Source organism: Paenibacillus sp. FSL H3-0302 (assembly GCF_037982245.1).
GTDB lineage: Bacteria > Bacillota > Bacilli > Paenibacillales > Paenibacillaceae > Paenibacillus_AQ > Paenibacillus_AQ odorifer.
Map to the genome: position 1 here is coordinate 1,050,855 of NZ_CP150284.1, position 18,208 is coordinate 1,069,062.

Annotated in this window: 8 protein-coding genes and 1 riboswitch; all 8 genes read left to right on the plus strand. The window is 47.1% G+C overall.

Features of this window, described 5'->3' with window-relative positions:
- The first annotated feature begins 52 nt into the window (after window positions 1-52).
- Window positions 53-3,442, plus strand: coding sequence for a tubulin-like doman-containing protein (locus MHH50_RS04510; RefSeq protein WP_076129589.1), 3,390 nt, complete (start codon window positions 53-55; stop codon window positions 3,440-3,442).
- Window positions 3,443-3,446: 4 nt separating this feature from the next.
- Window positions 3,447-5,849 carry a transcription initiation factor TFIID gene (locus tag MHH50_RS04515; RefSeq protein ID WP_081383413.1) on the plus strand — a complete coding sequence of 801 codons (2,403 nt, stop codon included), beginning with the start codon at window positions 3,447-3,449 and terminating at the stop codon, window positions 5,847-5,849.
- 293 nt (window positions 5,850-6,142) lie between these two features.
- Window positions 6,143-7,417: a VWA domain-containing protein gene (locus MHH50_RS04520; protein ID WP_340033998.1), complete on the plus strand. Its 1,275-nt coding sequence runs from the start codon at window positions 6,143-6,145 to the stop codon at window positions 7,415-7,417.
- Between the two features lie 24 nt (window positions 7,418-7,441).
- A complete protein-coding gene (locus MHH50_RS04525) occupies window positions 7,442-8,083 on the plus strand; it encodes a beta-mannanase (protein ID WP_076099551.1) in 642 nt (213 codons plus the stop codon).
- Between the two features lie 83 nt (window positions 8,084-8,166).
- Window positions 8,167-9,429, plus strand: a complete 1,263-nt coding sequence (locus MHH50_RS04530; protein ID WP_076129587.1) for a hypothetical protein — start codon at window positions 8,167-8,169, stop codon at window positions 9,427-9,429.
- Window positions 9,426-12,422 carry a hypothetical protein gene (locus MHH50_RS04535; protein WP_076194447.1) on the plus strand — a complete coding sequence of 999 codons (2,997 nt, stop codon included), beginning with the start codon at window positions 9,426-9,428 and terminating at the stop codon, window positions 12,420-12,422. The genes MHH50_RS04530 and MHH50_RS04535 overlap by 4 nt, the downstream gene beginning before the upstream one ends.
- Before the next feature lie 127 nt (window positions 12,423-12,549).
- Window positions 12,550-12,753: riboswitch (cobalamin riboswitch) on the plus strand.
- 169 nt (window positions 12,754-12,922) lie between these two features.
- Entirely contained in the window at window positions 12,923-15,487 is a 2,565-nt protein-coding gene (locus tag MHH50_RS04540; RefSeq protein ID WP_076129585.1) for a DUF4430 domain-containing protein, read from the plus strand.
- 202 nt (window positions 15,488-15,689) lie between these two features.
- Complete coding sequence (locus MHH50_RS04545; protein WP_076276826.1) at window positions 15,690-17,396, plus strand: methyl-accepting chemotaxis protein; 1,707 nt, start codon at window positions 15,690-15,692, stop codon at window positions 17,394-17,396.
- Window positions 17,397-18,208: the final 812 nt, after the last annotated feature.

Genomic DNA, 18,208 nt, shown 5'->3' on the forward strand with positions numbered 1-18,208 from the left:
CTGCAAGATATCTGAAGTACAGCTTCCGCAAAACTTTTAGGAGGATAAGCATATGAAACCAGTAGTAAGAGAGCATATACAGCAATTGGATGTATCACTAGGCGGCGGGATTGTCAGCGATAAGATCAGGGTGGATACGATTGATAATCCGATCCTGATCATTGGACTAGGCGGCACGGGCATTGATGCTCTGCTGCGTCTTAAATATCAGATTAACCGCCGCTTTAAGCTGCCGGAGGATCCGATATCCAAGAAGAAACGGGACAAGCCGGATAATGTGGAATTTCTAGCTTTTGAGACGAATGAACAGGATCGTGGAAAAAAATACAAAGGCATTGGGCTGGACCCGCAAAATGAATTTGTACTGTTGGCGAATGCCGAAATCGGCGGATTGTTGCAGAACCGCAGTATCCTCGATTCCTATATTACGGATTGGCTGTCACCTGAGCTGAGTATTACAGATGGTATGAATGGTGCTGCTGGTGTGCGGCAGGCTGGACGTCTGCTTTTGTTCACCAAGATTAATCAGGTTGTAGGCGCGATTGATAAGAAGATCAAGACGTTATCCGTAGGCACTAACAAAAAGCTGATGGTCTTTCTCCTGACAGGTCTGTCGGGCGGTACAGGCAGTGGGGCTTTCTTGGATATTGCCTATATCGTGCGCGGTATTATTGAACGTGACTATGGATCAGCTGGTATTGACCGTGTGAACACACTGGGGTACCTCTTTACACCTGACGTGAATTTGTCTAATAAAAGTCTAAGCGAGCACACGCGTGAATATATTCGCAAGAACGGTTATGCAGCGCTAAAAGAGCTGGATTACTGGATGAATGTGGACAGTCGTGGTGAGCGATTCCAGCAGCAATACGGTAATATTTTGACGGTAAATTCACCGCTGCCTCCATTTAATCTATGTCATTTGATCTCTGCAACGAATACCGAGGGTAAGCTGCTGGAGAATGCGTACGATTACTGTATGAACGTAACGGCGGAGAACATCACGAACTTTATGGCGAGTGAAGAAAAACAGTCTGGTGAAGAATTCGCCATTCATGACTATATCAGTAATATCCGCACTAACATTGCGCAGATGAACAAGACCTACCCAGCTAACTATGAATACAACATTATCGGTGCCTCGTCCGCTGTGCTTCCGATTGAGGAAATGACGACTTACCTGGCTTTCCGCTTGTTTGATAAAATGGAAAAAATGTTCCAGCAGGCGCCAGGTCAAGAGGATGTAGAGAAATTCGCACGTAAGCTTGGGATTGATCTCGACAGTATGATTAAGACATTTGAATCCCGTGTGCCTGAGCCGTTGCCAGGCTACGAGAACAGCGAACGCTTGAGCCATGCCAATGTTGTTAAGAATCAAGTGGTAAGCATGGATACAGAGCTGGAGCAGAACTTCCTGGCTCGTGCCCGTGAAGAATATATCAAATCGAAAAAGCAGCTGCCTGGCGAAATTGTGGGACGTTTCAGTGAAGAGCTGGAGCGCATCTTCCTGCACCCAGAGCAAGGACCGTTCTACGTTTCCCGCCTGCTGTATACCGAGAAGGGCTTCTGTATTTTAAAGCTGATTCAGTCTTATATTGAGGCTTTACGTGAAAGCTTGTTGCGTTTGCCACGTGATATTGAGACGGCGCAGGACAGTGCGGATGAGAAGCTGAGCGATGCCCGCAGTGCTTTTGTCTCCAAAGAGAAGAAGAAAAATGCCTATATTGAGGCTAAAATCAATGAGTATTGGCTGCACGCCGATGTAGAACGCACTGAACAAATGATTCAATTTTACGAGGACTTATATGAGCTATTAAACGATGAGAACAGCCGGATTTACGGTGTGTTTACAGAGATTCTTAGTGCGCTTAGCTCGATTTTTGCCAAGAACGGGGACATCCTTATCAATGGCGAAGAGCAGGCAGACTATAAAGGAAACAAAACTTATTATTGGAACATTGTGAACGTGCCGGATATTTCGGCGACCATCTCCAAGATCATGGATCAGAAGGACGGCGACGACCTGATTCGCGACTTCACCCGTGAAATGCTGAAGCATTCCGGACGTTGGGTCAAAGAGCAGGAGATTGATATCGTTCGCTCAATTTCGGAATTCCTTAGCGATAAGTTTGGGGATCTGATTACCCGTTCGATGGAGGATTTCCTTGTGATGAAATTCGGCCATGAAGAGCCGCTGGATAAATTCGTTGAGCGGATTATTGCCGGTAAATTGGACGAAGAGGCTGTGCCTACCTTCCACCTTAGCAATAGCTCAGGCAGCTTACATTTCCCATCATGGGGTTTCGTTTCCGTGCCTGTAAAAGCGCCGGGTATCCTAAAAGGGATTCGTAATTATCAGAATAATGCGCTTGGCAAATCGCAATTTACGATCAAGGAAAGCCAAGTGAAAAACCGTATTTTCTGGCTTAATACACGTAACGGTGTGCCACTTTTCGTATACACGCCGCTGCGGGTGTTTGAAGAAAACTATGAGCGGACCATTCTCGACAAGGAAGGGATCGGCCGCCATCTCGTGATGACGGATAAGAACAACTGGACGTACCTGCCTTCTCCGATTCCAGAAAAATCATGGGGCGACACTTACGTCAATTCTCGTGTACGTGATTATAACGCTAGAGTGCGTGCAGACTTTGCAAAAGCGCTGGCAAGTGGAGTCATTATTGAAAAAGGTGTAGATGAGAACACAAGTAACAGATATTCTGTTGTGTTCACCAAACCTTTTGATCTGGACGCCATTTTGAACGGTTTCGATATGCAGCTGCAATCCACACGCCCAAATCTCGGTGAAGTGAAGAAGGCGGTTGATGAGCTGAAGAGCCTGCGTGAGAAGGGCTTGGAGCGGGAAGGCCTTAAAGATATCTTTGGCAGCATCAACAAGGACATGGCGCAGGAGAATCTCATTCGTTCACCGCAGCTGATTTCACGTGTTCGTGTGGAGCTGGCTAAATATGCTGAACTGACTGCCAAAGCCGCTGAGCTTGAAGGTGTGCTTCATCAATATCTGGACGAAGATAAGTGGATGGATCAGTTCATTGAAGCTTTGTATACAGACAGCATTATCAAAAAAGGTGCACTCTATGTTTATGACCGTGATGAAGAAGAGGACGCTTGGGAGCCGTTTGCTAATTTGATGAAAGAGCGCAGCTACGTAGAGTATGCCGTGTATCGTCACTTCCGGGAGCTGGATGAGAAGAGCCGCAGCGTACTGCTGCGTAAGGCAGCACGTCGTGCAGGTGAAATGACTGCCGCTGAAGACGTTACCCCGCTGCTCTATAAGCTGGAAGGACTGTATGTATCATTCCTGGAAGCACGCGATAGCTTGGAGTACGAACGGGTAGAGTATGAGAGCGGCGATGAGATGTACGGATTCTACAAGAGCATGACTAGCAAGCTCGGCAGTATCCGCAGAAAGTTGAAATAGGCCTATGATCAAAACACAGGCATTATCTTATGGTGAACAATATGCGGTACAGGAAGAGGCACAGCGCAGCAAAGGGGATGGACGCAGCAGCATCCATTACCCTGCCCTGTTTCTGTTCGTAGGCGACAAGGTTGCTCCGGCCATCGGTCCGGTGCTGGATAGCTGCGAACGAAAATGGGATAACGCCGGCGGTGTTATGGCGTTACATGCTGTGTCAGGTGCGGCAAAAGAGGGAATAGACGGAAGTATAAGTGGATCTGTTGCGGGAGGAAAAGACCGGGTGCTGGCCATGGCCTTGCCGGAAACGGCAGGGTCAGATCCACGCACTGTGCGTCATGAACTTTACCGCAAGTTTCATGAGGATACACGTTATCTTGCTGAAATGAATAAAGTTATCCGGCGGCTGAGCAACAGTATAGCGGATTATGGACGTCTATATTCATCTTTTGACGTCATCCATCTCTCTATCATTACGCGGGTTGATGATCCGCTTAATGTATTGCTGCCGGAAATTACACTGCTGGCTCGTGCTGTACTCGGCCAGTCCTTTAAGTCCGTACAGACAGATCTCTACGCTCTGATCAATGAGCGGGAGCAAGGGGATAATTTTGGATATTCCAGCTCAGTAGGGCTGGCTTTTCTGCGTGAATTGGACAGAATGCAAGCTACGGACTATAAGTTTAATGCGCCGTTACTTGTGACGGAAGACGGTCTGTCGATTCCAGTTGCCCATGGTCCTTCCGCATTATTTGACCTTGTGTATCTGCTCTCCGATAAGAATGAGCGCGGTATGATGTCTGCACACGGTATGGATGACAACTACGAGATTATTTCTCATATTAGTCTGCTCAAAAATCGGGTCCGCCCGGCTTCTGATCAGGCTACTGGTCATGGCGGATATAACAATATGACCTTCAAAAGCGGCATCAGGGGCAGCACTGGAAGACAAGGCTACGCCTCTGCTGGCTTTTCCGGGGTAAGAAGACCTAATGTTCAAATTGCTTTGGCGGTGCTGTATCATGCGTTCCGGCGGCTTGTCTCCGATATGCGTGAGGGCAGTTCGTGGACTATACGTGAACGGCAGGCGTTGTTAGGGCTGGACCCTGACAGCTTGCGGGAACACGCGGTACACCTACTTCCGGAGAAAGACGGCCTGAATGAAATGACGGGGTTAATGAGTCACGGACGCCCTACCTATAATGAACTGAAGCAGCTGTCACTTCGTGAAGCTGAACGGCAGTTGTTCGGTGACGGGGGCGAAGCTTATTTCCGCAATAACTTTGTGGCAGAGTCAAACCGGAGAGTAGAGGGAATGAATCCATTACGCCAATGGCGCACTATGCTGGCGGCACAGGAAACATCTACGCCAGCGGTAAGCTTTTATCAGCTTGCGGAGTGGACGGCAGATCGTGATGAAGCCGGAAGTGTGCTCCATCTTTTACGTCAGCATATGGCAGGCCTGCGTTCCGCGATTCTCTCCATGCAGGAGGAGCTTGAGGACCTTTACGCAGAAAGCGTGGAGCGCCAGCCGTTCCAGCGTGTGCCGCTTTTTGATAAAAGAACAGTACGTAACTTCATTCATTATTTATTCTCAGCCGTATATGGCAAAAAATATGAACTATTGGGCCTAGAAAGTGAGCTTGCCCTATGCAGTCGTTTGGAATCTGCACTTGAGCAGCTTCATATGGAAAGTATGGCCCGTGTGAAAGCTATGGAGACTTTGGAGGAAGAATTGCGTATTACTGTTATGGACAGCATTGGGCGAACAAACGAAACAACGGGCCAGAACGTAATGGAATACTACCGCGTAGTCACAGAAGAAGTGATGAAGGATATCGAAACCCGGCGTGGACCTGGAATATTCTTCAGTGAGAAGTACATGGGCAGTATCTCCAAGCTCTTAGAACAAGGGAAAGAAGCTGTGATTGAGCGTTTGATTGATATTTGCCGCCGGGAGCTGCTGACAGCAGAACCTTTCAATTTATCTTTTGAGGAAGAGCTTCTGCGGCGTGCAAATGTTGCGGCAGCCTATGAGAATCGTCAGGTTCTATCGAGGGAAGAGCTGTTCAAGCGCTTGTATCATAATTTAGAAGAGGGCGCGGCCATTAATGTTCGGTTATTCGAATACACGCAAGAGCATCGTCATGAGGAGAAATATTTCTTCGGAGACAGTTCATCAGAGTTTCTACGCTACGCCTTTGGAGTGGATGAGACAACCCGGATTTACCGGTTAGGATTCGTGCATGAGCAGCGGAGGAGCGGAGTGGAGAAGCTAAACCTGATGGGCGGCTTTCATTTAGAAGACCTGCTCTATTATCGCAACGGTAAGGTCTATTATGAGACTTATGCTCAGAATGGCTATCAGCTCCATGGGCTGAGTGAAGATCAGCTTCCTGAGATGCGCTGATGGCGTAATAGATAGGTCCCCTCACTTTGAGTCCCTTTATTGCCTTGGTGCAATAGAGTCATCGGATATAACGCTTAATTAGATTTCTGGGATAGGGACATTTCTCCTTATTTCCACTGCACACTATGCAATAGAATAGAAATAGATGTTTCTCCTATTCCATTCTATTGCACAAAGTGCAATCTGGGGGATGATAACACATCCGGGTAGCCCGTTTATCAGGCAGCATAACCCCCGGAATGTTTAAAGGATAAGAGTACAATTCAGATTTTACCCGGAAAGGAAGTATAACGATGCAGAGAAAAATCAATCTGCTGCTGCTCTTCTTCAGTCTGATCGGCGGCGGGGTCACCTTTCTTTTTGGCGAATGGCTGCTAAGCTGGTATAACGATCTGCCTTCCATCCTGCTTGTGGGTATTTATTTTGCCATTGTGGCGCTGGGAGTCGGTGTAGGCTGCCTGCTTGCAGAGATGATCTCGCCACGACTGAACGGAGCTTCATGGAAGCAGCGCTATCTGGGGTTATCGTGGAAGCTGCTGCCTCTGATGATTGTTCTTGCACTTGGTGTTGGAGCCTTAACGGAGTTTGTTTATGAGCTGAATTTTGGCGGAGCCAGACCAGTTAAGAATGTAGTAATGGCTATCGATGACTCAGGCAGTATGACACAGAGTGATCCCGATAATAGCCGGTATTCCGCAGCAAAAGCGTTAATTACAAAAATGGACACTGACAATAAGGTAGCCGTGGTGACCTTTAACAACGAAGCTGTAGTTGTCCAACCTTTAACGCCACTTTCAAATTCGGAGAATCGTGAGAAGGTGCTGACTGCAATCGATAATCTGCAGCCAACCGAAGGCGGTACGAATATTAGCGGTGCGGTCTCGGAGGCACTCAAGGAGATTGACAGTGACGGCAAAAAAGACCAAGGAGCCATGGTCATCTTGTTGTCTGACGGAGTGAGTAATTTCGATACCACAAGAGAGTTGCAGGCTTATGTAGAGCGCGGCATTGCCGTGAATACCATTGGTCTGGGCTTGAATGATCCAGCAGGCACTCAGCTGTTGCAGGATATTGCGAGAGTGACAGGCGGACACTATTATGATGTCAAGGATTCAGCCCTACTGGGCGATGTGTTCCAGCAGATCTATGACCGTCTGGGAGATCGGACGCTGCTAACTGAGCGCAGTGATTCAACGGCAGACAGTCCTTATTATGCTGCGGTTCGTATTTTGTCACTGATGTTGATGGGAGCTGCGCTTGGATTAGGTCTGGGAATTATGTTTGATAACCGTCATTTGGCTAAAAGCTTTGGGATTGGCGGCGTAATATCAGGCTTGTTCGCAGGACTGATTCTGGAATTTGGACTTAGCGGTGACTCCTTTACAGATAGTCTTATTCGTCTTCTGGCTGTTCTTATATTAGCTGCTATTATTGCATTATTTACAGGCGTCATTCCGGTAGGAGAAGGACGTATTTATCGAAATAGAAGAAACAATAACGCAGCGCCTGCACCAGCATCGGATAACTTTCCGGGTCGGCGCAGAAGCCGGAACAGCAAAGGATTCTAGTGTAGCGGAAAGGGGTTTACAGTAATGAGGTACGCCGAGGTTAATGCTTCCGCTCCGGGAATAACGGATGTGACATCCCAAGTGGATGACCGATTCTGTACGCTGAGATGGCGCTGGCCGGACGGCGTGCAGGCGGTGTACATCCACAAAACCTCCGCAGAAGCGGCTGACATGGGAACCGGAGATGATCCGCCGATCGGGATGAAGCTCTACACTCGTGAGGAATACAAATCTAACAATGGTTATCGTGATCGATTGGATGAGATCGGATTGATATCCTATACGATATTTGCTCGTCTTGCTGAGAACGGTGAGACTGCCCTGGTGAGGCAAAATGATGGTGTGAACCGGGTGATGGTCAGTGCAGGCAAAGCCCGGATCTATTATTCCATTCAACAAAAAAAGGCCTTATTCGGAAAACAAAAGACCGTACATATGGCGATTACGGCAGAAGTGCCCGTGGCACGGGATGTCCTCTGTTATGTCAAGAAACGTGGAGGGCATCCTGCAGGGAAAGAGGATGGTATTCTCTTTCCCTTCGTCCAGGATTTCGCTCCTGGACGCAATGTACTTCCGCCGATTGAAATCGGTAAGGATGATTTTGTACGCATCTTTTTCACCGATGGCAAGAAATATGGGCTTTATTACGAATTGGTACCGGAGTGAGACTCGGTCTACACGTACAAGCGGGTGATGAGCAGTGGCGTTCATAGCAAGTACGTAGATACAACTTTTGGGAGGATGAGTAGATGTCTTTTTTTAGCCGTTTTATGAAAAAGAATCAGCCGGAGCCGCGGCCGCTTTTTTACGATATAGTGTGTCCGTATTGCTTCACCAAGTTCTCTCCGGAGGATGTCGTCTTTCGGGCTATGCACAGCCGGGAGGACGATGAAAATTACGCATTGGGTGAGGATGACGCCTTGAACAAATACCGTGAGCGCTTTGGGCTTGATACGGTAGATGACATAGAAGCGATTATCAACCCGGCGGATATTCCGGAAGAATATCATCATTACACGGATCATGTGTTAACTGGGCTTACGGATCGTTACGGTGTGCTTACGCGCAGACGGCTTTGCCCGTCCTGCCATAATGAGCTGCCGGTGACTGCCGGGAAGGTGCCAAGTAACATCATCTCGATTATCGGGGCATCCCAAGTCGGGAAATCGGTGTATATGACCTCGCTGATCCACACATTGCAGCATACTACAGCAGGTCATTTTGATGCCGCTTGTATGCCGCTTAATGCAGAGATTAGCCGTAAGTTCCGTACATTGTATGAAGAACCGCTTTTTGAGCGTGGGGATCTGCTGGCTTCTACACAGAAGGAAAAAATGCAGGAGCCTTTTATCTTTCAATTTGTCTTTAAGGATGAAAATAAACCGCCACTGACACTTGTATTCTTTGATGTAGCAGGTGAGGGTATGGTGGATCAGGATTATCTTGGACTTCATGGTCAGCATATCAAGAACTCTGCGGGTATTTTGTTTATGGTCGATCCGCTGCAAATCCGTTCTATCCGTGAAAAGATTCATATTAACATCGGTGACCGCCCGGGAGAATGGGTCTCACAATATGACGAGCCGCGCGATGTGGTGCTGACGATGTTCGGTGATTTTATTGCCTATCAGGAAAAGAGTAAGACAGACATTCCAACAGCGGTTGTGCTTGCCAAAAGTGATATGCTGCATTCGCTGAAGGATGAGGATGGCGATTACATCAAGTCCAACAGCAATGTGTTCAATAACTATGTTCACCGCAAAACATTAAACATGGACGAGTTCCATAATATCGACGGGGAAATTCGCAGATTTATTGGTAAGGTGGACAGACCCTTTAAAGATACGATGGATGTTTATTTCGCGAATACGGGTTATTTTGCAGTATCTGCGTTGGGCAGCAATCCTGTGAATCAAAAGATTGAGGGTGTAGTAAGCCCGATTCGTGTAGACGAGCCTTTTATTTGGCTGCTGCATAAGCTGAAGTATATTGAGGGGAGCGACGGCCCGTGAATGTTTTCTCAGGGTCAACAATCGCCCAACAGATGTACACCCGCGAACGTCGCGGAGTGTTTCGTTCCACAGAAGGCTTCGATACGGTAGCGAAATCAGATAGTCTAGACAATAATTTTGTGAAAAAAATCCTTCATCCCTTCTGCCTCTACGATGCTCCTGCGGAGTTAACCGCACGTGGAGAGAAGGATGAGGCTGCATATCCTGGTGCGCTGCACCTATTTCATGCTGAGAACGGGGATACAGTTATTGGGCTTAGTCGTTATCAAGCGGCCGATTTCACAGGCCAACGAAGCGCTTTTTTTGCACATAACTATGTAGTTCCTGCTTCACGTTCCGAAGAAATTGTGCAGAGCTATGGAGACTGGCTGCATGCTGATTTTGCAGAGCGTTATACGGGAGAGCTTGGTGGAACCTTGCCGGAGCTGCCCTCTATTCCAGTTGTTCGCACAGACCGCAGCCCGGATCCAATCGCAGGCTTACGTCTGTTAGGGATTGATGAAGGGATATTCAAGGCGTTATTGCAAGCCGTAATGCTCTCTGTAGCAGGTAAGAAAAAAATCTACGTGGCTCTAAACGTACCTATCACCGAGTTGTCCGCGCGGGCGGTGGAGCTTACAGAAATTCTGTATAGCGTGCTGCCGTATGAATTCCGCCGTAGATTAGGCGTGATTACGTATGCGAATGAACCGCAAAGCCGTAAATATATACATCTTAGCTTTGTGGAAAAAGGTTCACTTCGTCCCGGTGATCGCAGTATTGAGAAGGATTATACCTTTGATTTGGCTTCCGGACGGATGGGGAATGTCGATTTTGGCGAGACCCGCCAGCCTTATGCTGATTTGGTGTGGAAGCTATTACTGCTGAATCCAGGAGATATTAACGACTTCGTAAGCTTCGCCGATCAGATTCTGCGTGGAGAGAGTCCTGAGCACAAGCTATCCCTTTCTTTCTATAATGAGCTGGCTATATTTTATGAGATTGAGCAAGGGAACGAGCATTTATATACGGAAAACAAGAGTGCGGTGCTAAGTGGTTTGCTTTCTTACCTTAAACCAGACGGTGCAATTCATTCTAGAATCCGCTTGAATGATATTTTCTTAGAACGGTTTGACCGGGAATTTGATCTGATTCGGCAAAGAAATGTGCCAGATCCGGCGATTATGGAATGCTTTAAAGAGTATTTTGTACTTAAGGATCACAATTACAGGGTCAGAATCGTGGATTATTTCATCAATGGGATGCTTCATAGTGTGGAAGCGGGCCGCAAGGATATTTTGAGTGCTGCTTACGGGATCATTGAGAGTAATGATGAGTTAAGTGCAGCTTACTTCCAGCGCGTGATGTCTGAAACTTATTTCCGTAAGCAGCTACTTGAGCCTTATATGGAATCAAGACTAGCTGCGGCGTCCAGATCTGCGGATATTCTGAGCTTTGTGCTCCATTGGGGGCGGTTCCTGCCAGTGGCGTTAGAGCAGTCTTTTGCTCAAAATGCTGTGAAGGATTATTTGCTAGAAAAGCTCCAGCTGGAGCATGATCCGGTGGCTTCTGTGGCGGAAATTCATGAAATTGTAGATAAGGCAGAAAAAGATCGCCGCAAAGGAACAGGAGTTGCTCCTAAGGCACTCTCCCTAATGCAGGATCTTGCTGCTTCAGCAGATAGATTCTTACTGAACCGCTTATCGCTTTCTGATATGACGCAGGAGGAGCTTCTGGAGGTAGTTTTTTTACGGTATGGTAATGTTGTCGATTGGCAGCCGCCACTGGATAGGATTAGCAAGCAGAAAGAGAATGCGCTGCGTGCCGCTTACCGCTGGTTTGGTGAAGAGAAGCCGAATGAGGAGATTTTTACAGGATTGTCTCCGCAGGAACTAGACGATGTGCAGCTACTGGGTCGTCGTTTGCTAAAAGAGGCGCGTGTTCTGGAACCCTTTGAACGGCTTCCGCTAGCCTTTTACTATACAACTCAGCGTGAAGGGGGTCCGCTGGATTACGATGCGCTTCTGGAGCTGTTAAAGCGTAAAGCCGGTTCCGACAAAGAAATCATCTATCGGTTTTTTGCTTGGTCGCAAGGCAATCCTTTATTTACGGTTTCGAATAAAAAGCTGCAACCGGGTTACCGTAAGGCGATTCTGAAGTATTTCCTGAGCAGTGATCGTGAAGCGTTCAAGAATCGGGAATTCCGAAAGAACTATGTCGCGGCAGCTCGGCCTGCTCTGCAAAATGTGTACAATGAAGCCCGCTCCCAACTGGCTTCCCCGCTGGCGCGCTGGATCAGCCGCAGCCGATTTCGACTCTTAATCTCCGGCTCCATTACGGGTATTCTGGTGATTATTGCAATTATCGTATTCAGTATGCTGCGTCCGGATGATACGAAGACGGCTCTGCCGGGGACAAGCCCTGAGCCGACCCCTGTTCAGAGTGCAGGCAATATGCTGCCTCCGGCTTCAGTATACTTGAAGGATCAGAGCGTCGAAGGAGATAAGGGGAGCAGCATATTGGTGTTCACCTTCGCAAGTGCAGATGACTGTGTGCAGTTTAAACCGACTGAGGTTAGTTTAATGTCTTCGTCTACAAAGATAGATAAAAGCTTTAAGGTCGCTGCTACAAATGGGACTTGTCCAGTGCCGTCAACGGATGGGACGGATGAGGGAAACGCTGCTGACGAGTCAGATGCCGCTGGCACTACTGGAGGAACAGCAGAAGGTGCAGACTCTACTAACGCTGTAGCTGATGCTTCTCCGTCCACTACGCCTTCCTCTGATACTGAGAACAGCACTGGGTTACCTTCCGCAACAGCTGTGACTGAAGGTGAACAACCTTCCTATCAGGTTGAGGTTACATTGGAGTCTGGAGCGACAATTCTAGAGAAAAGTATGATCAAAGCCGGAAGATTTACATTGATCGTAGATCCCGATCCTAATATTCCACCAGCTTCTGATTCAAGTGCTGAACCCTCCCCGACTGCAAGTCCGGATGGAACAGTCGAATAACAAGCTTTCTGAACAGCAATAACTACCGGAAGGTGGCGTATTGCTGTTCATTTTTTTGCTGCCCATACTAAGCTTTTCTATAGACATGCTATGTATTAATAGATATGATTATGGATGTCAAAATAAGATACTACATACTGGAAAAGGTGCAGACTCTATCAATCTAGTCGTCTGCTTAAAAGGGAAGTCCGGTGCAAGAGTCCGGCGCGGTCCCGCCACTGTATGTGCGGAGCGTTTCTTCTATAAGCCACTGCCCCGAAGGTAGGGTGGGAAGGTGAAGAACAGCGATGAAGCATTAGCCAGGAGACCTGCCTTTTTCGTGAGCGTTTCTATTCTTCGTGGGGTAAGAATGTGGAACATATACAGATGGACTGTTGGCAGGAAGCAAGCGCCGCAGCCTCAATTTGTAATCTTCCCTGACCGCCCTCCAAAGGGGCGGTCTTTATGTTATGCGTCTTATTCCCGGCAGTACCCATTCTTATACAGAAAGAGGTTAAACAATGAAGAAAATCATGTCTTCCAAGTTTGTAGCACTTGGGCTGGCCTTATTCATGGTCATTTCAATTCTAGGAACATCTCTTGCTCCGGCGGGACAAATATTTGCAGAAGCGGGCGCTGGCGCCGGTCTGGAGGCAACTGCCGCGGAGCGGATTAATGTTGCGGATGCGACTTATGCGGCTGCGGAATATCTCTTGAAAGGTGGCGTGCAATCGGATTGGCAAGCCATTGGATTAGCGCAAGCAGGGTACAAGCTGCCGGCTAGTTACCTTTCAGAGCTTGAGAAAAAAGTAAAGGATGCAGCTGGCGATTTCACCAATGTAACCGATTATGCTCGAATCGTGCTCGCAGTGAGAGCGATTGGTGCAGATCCTACTAGCTTTGCTGGTAACGGAACGACTCCTGGCTATAATCTGATTGAGAAAATCTATAATAATAGCAAGCTCAGTGAACAGACGCTTAATAATCCGGTATATGCTTTACTTGCGCTGGATTCTGGTAAATATAATATCCCAAGTGACGCGAAATGGACGGCGGATAAGCTCCTTACGGAGATTCTCTCCAAACAGAATCCGGATGGGGGCTTTGCACTAACCTCAGGTGCAAGTGAGCCTGATATGACAGCGATAACCTTGACGGCTCTGGCGGCACATAAAAATAATCCCGAAGCCTACTTAGCAGGGCTACAAGCCGTAGCTTGGTTATCTACAGCTCAAGATAGCCATGGGGGTTACGGTGACAGTGCTGAAAGTAGCGCACAAGCAATCCTTGGACTCACCTCCTTCGGAGTTGATCCTAGTGGATTAGAATACACCAAAAACAAAGTGGATCTAATGGAGAACCTGCTTAGCTATCGTCTAGCTGATGGTAGCTTCACCCATAGCCGTGGTGGAAGCAGTAATATTCTGGCGACAGAGCAAGGGCTTCAGGCGCTGGTTGCCTATAATTTGCTATATAAAGGAAGCAACAGTAAGCTATACGATTTTTCCAAATCCTCCATTCAGAGCTCACTCATCTACGCTCCAGTAACGATTGAGGGACCACAGGCCACGTTGGCACAAGGGTACGCCTATGCTGGCAACGCACTTGGAGCGTTAGAGAAGCTGGCGCTTCAAACGAACTTGCCGATCACAAATCCTTCGGGCAGTTATGTGACTGGCATCGGAAGTATTGCTGCTGGAAGCTTTGGTGGTTATGACGGATGGATGTACGTTGTATCACGTGACGGAAAATGGATTAATCCCGATGTAGGCATGAGTGATTTTGTACTTAAAGATTCAGATCAGGTACTGATTTATTATGCCGGAGATGACACTAAGCTTGTGGATTCCGTTACGCTTTCCAAAGCAAATCTTAAAGAGGGCGATTCCTTTACCGTCACTGTAACTAGTAAGACGTGGAAATGGGACGCTGCTACGAACACTTCCTCTCCTGTAACTGCAAAAGCTGCGGGTGTTCAGGTCCAAATTGGAGCTCAGACGGTAACGACGAATACTAAAGGTGAGGCCGTATTCTCAGGAAATATGCCCGCAGGTGACTATACACTGACTGTAACTGGCTACCGTGAAGGCAAAGCCCCAACGATTGCTAAATATACAAAAGCTCTAAAAGTGATTTCTAAGAATGTAACAGCTTCGCTAACCGTTGAAGGCCCGGAAGGGTTGATTAGTGAGGGGACTTTGAAAGCCTCCAATGCCCTTGAAGCGTTGCAACAACTAGGGTCTACCGATGATTTTAAAGTGGATATCACCAAATCGTCTTATGGCAACTTTGTATCAGGTATCCATGGAGTTTCGCAAGGTACTTACGACGGATGGTGGAGCTTCGTGGTATCACGCGGCGGGGAGTGGATATATCCAAGTGTGGGTATGGATGCGTTCGAACTACAGGAATCCGATCGTGTGCTTGTCTATTATGCAGGAGAAAATACACAGGTTGTAGATGCTGTGGTGCTTACCCCATCACAGCCAAAAGCTAATGAAGCTTTTACTGTAAAGGTTTCACAGAAAAAGTGGGTGTGGGATCAGGAAAGCTTCACTTCTGATCCGGTTACCTCACCAGCTGCAGGTGTGCAGGTTTCGATTGGTGATAAGAAGGTAATCACGAATGAACAAGGTGTGGCTATTGTTGATGGGGGTCTCCCAGCAAATAGCTATACAATAACTGTTACCGGTTATGCTAAAGATAGCGTACCGAGCGTAGCGCGTTATACTCAGTCTCTGACTGTCGGATCGTCTGTTATTGCTCCAGCAAAAGCTACCGCTACCCTCTCAGTGATTGGAGATAGCCGGAGAGGAACCATCCTAGCCAGTACAACAGTAGCTCTAAAAGAGGGCGAAACGGCTTATAGCTTACTAGTCAGTCAATTAGGGACTAAGGTAGTATCATCCGGCAACGCTGGAAGCATCTACGTGAAATCTATTGACGGGTTGGCTGAATTTGATGGAGGCCCAAGCAGCGGATGGAAGTATAAAACGAACCGGGATGCGGATCCAAGCATCAGTGCAGACAGTTATATTTTGCAGAACGGTGATACTTTGTACTGGTACTATACCTCTGGAGAATAAGGAAGAGGAAGTTTGATTAGGCGGGCACACATGGATTCGGAGTAATAGCGGATCGGGTGCCCGCCTTTTTTTATTTGAGGAAAGTCGTTTTATGACAATATATACTTTTATTCGACACAATATTTTAAAAATCATCAAACTCTTAGCCCTTCCGACCGATAAAAATAGATAGATCATAAGATAATGTGAAGGCGGAGTGTAGATGAAAAATTTGAAAGTGAAATACAAAATAGGGCTGCTTTTGGTATTCGCAGTAATTATGGTGAATGCTGTAGGGGGCATAGGCATCATCACAATGAACAAAATGGCCGAAAAGACAAATGAGACATATAATGAAAATTTATTGCCTGTTTCTTACGTAGGGCAGATGCGTACGAATAATAGGGCTATTGAATCCTATCTTTTGGAGCGTTTGATTAGCGTTGATGCCAGCAAAAACAAAGAACTTTCTGAGAGTATCCAAGTGAAGGTTCAAGATAATAATGAACTTATGAACAAGGTGAAAGCGATTCAGTATAATGATCCTGCTATTGTAAGTAAAATCAAAGAGTATGAGTCCTTTTTGCCAGATTATCGTGCACAGCGGGATAACATTATAAAGATTGCTGATAGTAATCATAATCAAGAGGCCTATAAAGTATTTTCAGGCGAATTTAACGAATCCCGTGAAAAAATGATCAACCTGCTTAAAGGAATTAGTGATTCTTTGCTTAAAGATGCTGATGAACACAATTCAGGTTCCATGGCAACCGCTAAAAGCATGCGTGTAAACAATACCATAATGATTACTTTCGCTTGGGTGATTTGTATCTTGATTAGTATTGCAATCATTCGCCTGATAACAAAACCGCTTAAAGAACTGCAAGGACTAATGAAGCGGGCAGAAGATGGAGATTTGACCGTGGTAGCAACGTACACCGCCAAGGATGAGATCGGCCAAATTAACAGTTCATTTAACAATATGCTGCAGGGCTTGCGGAAGATGATGCAAGGGATTGCAGAGAGTGCAGAACTGCTGTCAGCTTCATCGGAAGAGATGAGCGCTAGTGCTGAGCAGACCTCATTGGCTTCACAAATGATCGCTGTATCTTCTGGAGAGATTGCTGCGGGATTTGATGAACAGACAGAGAGCATTAACAGTACAACACGTTCAATAAAAGCAATGACCAATGATATTGCAGCCGTAGAGGGCAGCAGCTATGAAATGTCGGATCTAATGGGAGTAGTTTCCGGTTCATCGGATCGTGGAGTAGAGGCTGTAGACCAAATCATTGTGCAGATGAAGGAAATTGACCTCAGTGTAACTCAGAGTCAGGAGATTGTTTCTAATCTGGGGACATTGTCACAAGAGATTAATACAATTATTACAACGATTAACGGTATTGCTACACAGACGAATCTGCTTGCGCTCAACGCTTCTATAGAAGCAGCACGGGCCGGTGAGCATGGACGGGGATTTGCTGTAGTTGCTGGAGAAATTCGTAATCTGGCGGAAGCAACTAGAAATAGTTCTTTGCGGGTTACAGATATTATTACACATATCCAAAAGCAAACCGAAAGCGCAGTAGAATCCATGGCTTTGGGTACTGAGCTAGTCACCAATGGCGTAGTTCAAAGTCATCTGGTATCTCAAGCTTTTCATGAGATTCAGACTTCCATTAAAGAAGCTACCTTACAGACAGCGGAGATTAGAGAAGCGGTTGCTCATGTCGCCATGGAATCACAAGGTGTGGCAGCAGCTATGGAACAGGTCAACGTTATATCTAGCAAAGGTGCAGAAGGTGTTCAGGACACAAGTGCAGCGAGTCAGGAGCAACTATCCGCAATGGAGGAAATGTCGGCTTCAGCTCAGTATTTAGCGGTGCTCGCAGAAGATCTGCAAAAGACATTGTCCAGCTTCAAACTATAGACTTCATAATAATATTAAAACAGCAGAGCAGCGGTTCTCCAGTAACGGAGATCGCTGCTCTGCTGTTTGTGGTTATAGCAGATTGGGAGCAAGTGCGAGCCAACTGATCTCAGTTGGTCAAGGGGGAGAGATGTAAGTTGATCTCAGCAGGTTGCGGGCAAACATATGCTATGTGATCTCCAGCGACACTAGTGGTAAGACGGAGGCGTGGAAACAATAAAAACCTTGGAGATGATCGGTATGCTCGTACCCCGTACCCCGTACCCCGTACCCCGTACCCCGTACCCCGTACCCCTAGTGTTCCCGGCTGATCTCTAGTTTTTCAAACACACTGTCTACTTGATATTCCCCAGTTTAAGGTCATCTGGGTCCGATGCATGGGCTCATACCCATCCCCATATGCTATCGGACTCAGTAGCCGCTATTTGCACATTTATCGCCTTTGTAGCGAAGTTTCGGACACCAGTGCAGCTATTGGTGTGGAAAACGCTGATAACTGGTGTTTTTTGCACCAATAGCGGCTATGAGGTCCGATAGCATCCGAAATATAGCTAAATCCAGCAATTAAGGTCATCTGCGTCCGATAGCGTGGGCTCATACTCATCCCCATATGCTATCGGACTCAGTAGCCGCTATTTGCCCATTTATCGCCATTGAAACAAAGTTTCGGACTCCAGTGCAACTATTGGTGTGGAAAACACTGGTAACTGGTGGTTATTGCACCAATAGCGGCTATGAGGTCCGATAGCATCCGAAATATAGCTAGATCCAGCAATTAAGGTCATCTGGGTCCGATAGCGTGAGTTCATACT

Excerpts from the sequence above, each read along its gene's own strand:
- MHH50_RS04540 (WP_076129585.1), top strand. The coding sequence starts at position 12,923 with ATGAAGAAAATCATGTCTTCCAAGTTTGTAGCACTTGGGCTGGCCTTA.
- MHH50_RS04545 (WP_076276826.1), top strand. The coding sequence starts at position 15,690 with ATGAAAAATTTGAAAGTGAAATACAAAATAGGGCTGCTTTTGGTATTC.
- MHH50_RS04530 (WP_076129587.1), top strand. The coding sequence starts at position 8,167 with ATGTCTTTTTTTAGCCGTTTTATGAAAAAGAATCAGCCGGAGCCGCGG.
- MHH50_RS04515 (WP_081383413.1), top strand. The coding sequence starts at position 3,447 with ATGATCAAAACACAGGCATTATCTTATGGTGAACAATATGCGGTACAG.
- MHH50_RS04520 (WP_340033998.1), top strand. The coding sequence starts at position 6,143 with ATGCAGAGAAAAATCAATCTGCTGCTGCTCTTCTTCAGTCTGATCGGC.
- MHH50_RS04525 (WP_076099551.1), top strand. The coding sequence starts at position 7,442 with ATGAGGTACGCCGAGGTTAATGCTTCCGCTCCGGGAATAACGGATGTG.
- MHH50_RS04510 (WP_076129589.1), top strand. The coding sequence starts at position 53 with ATGAAACCAGTAGTAAGAGAGCATATACAGCAATTGGATGTATCACTA.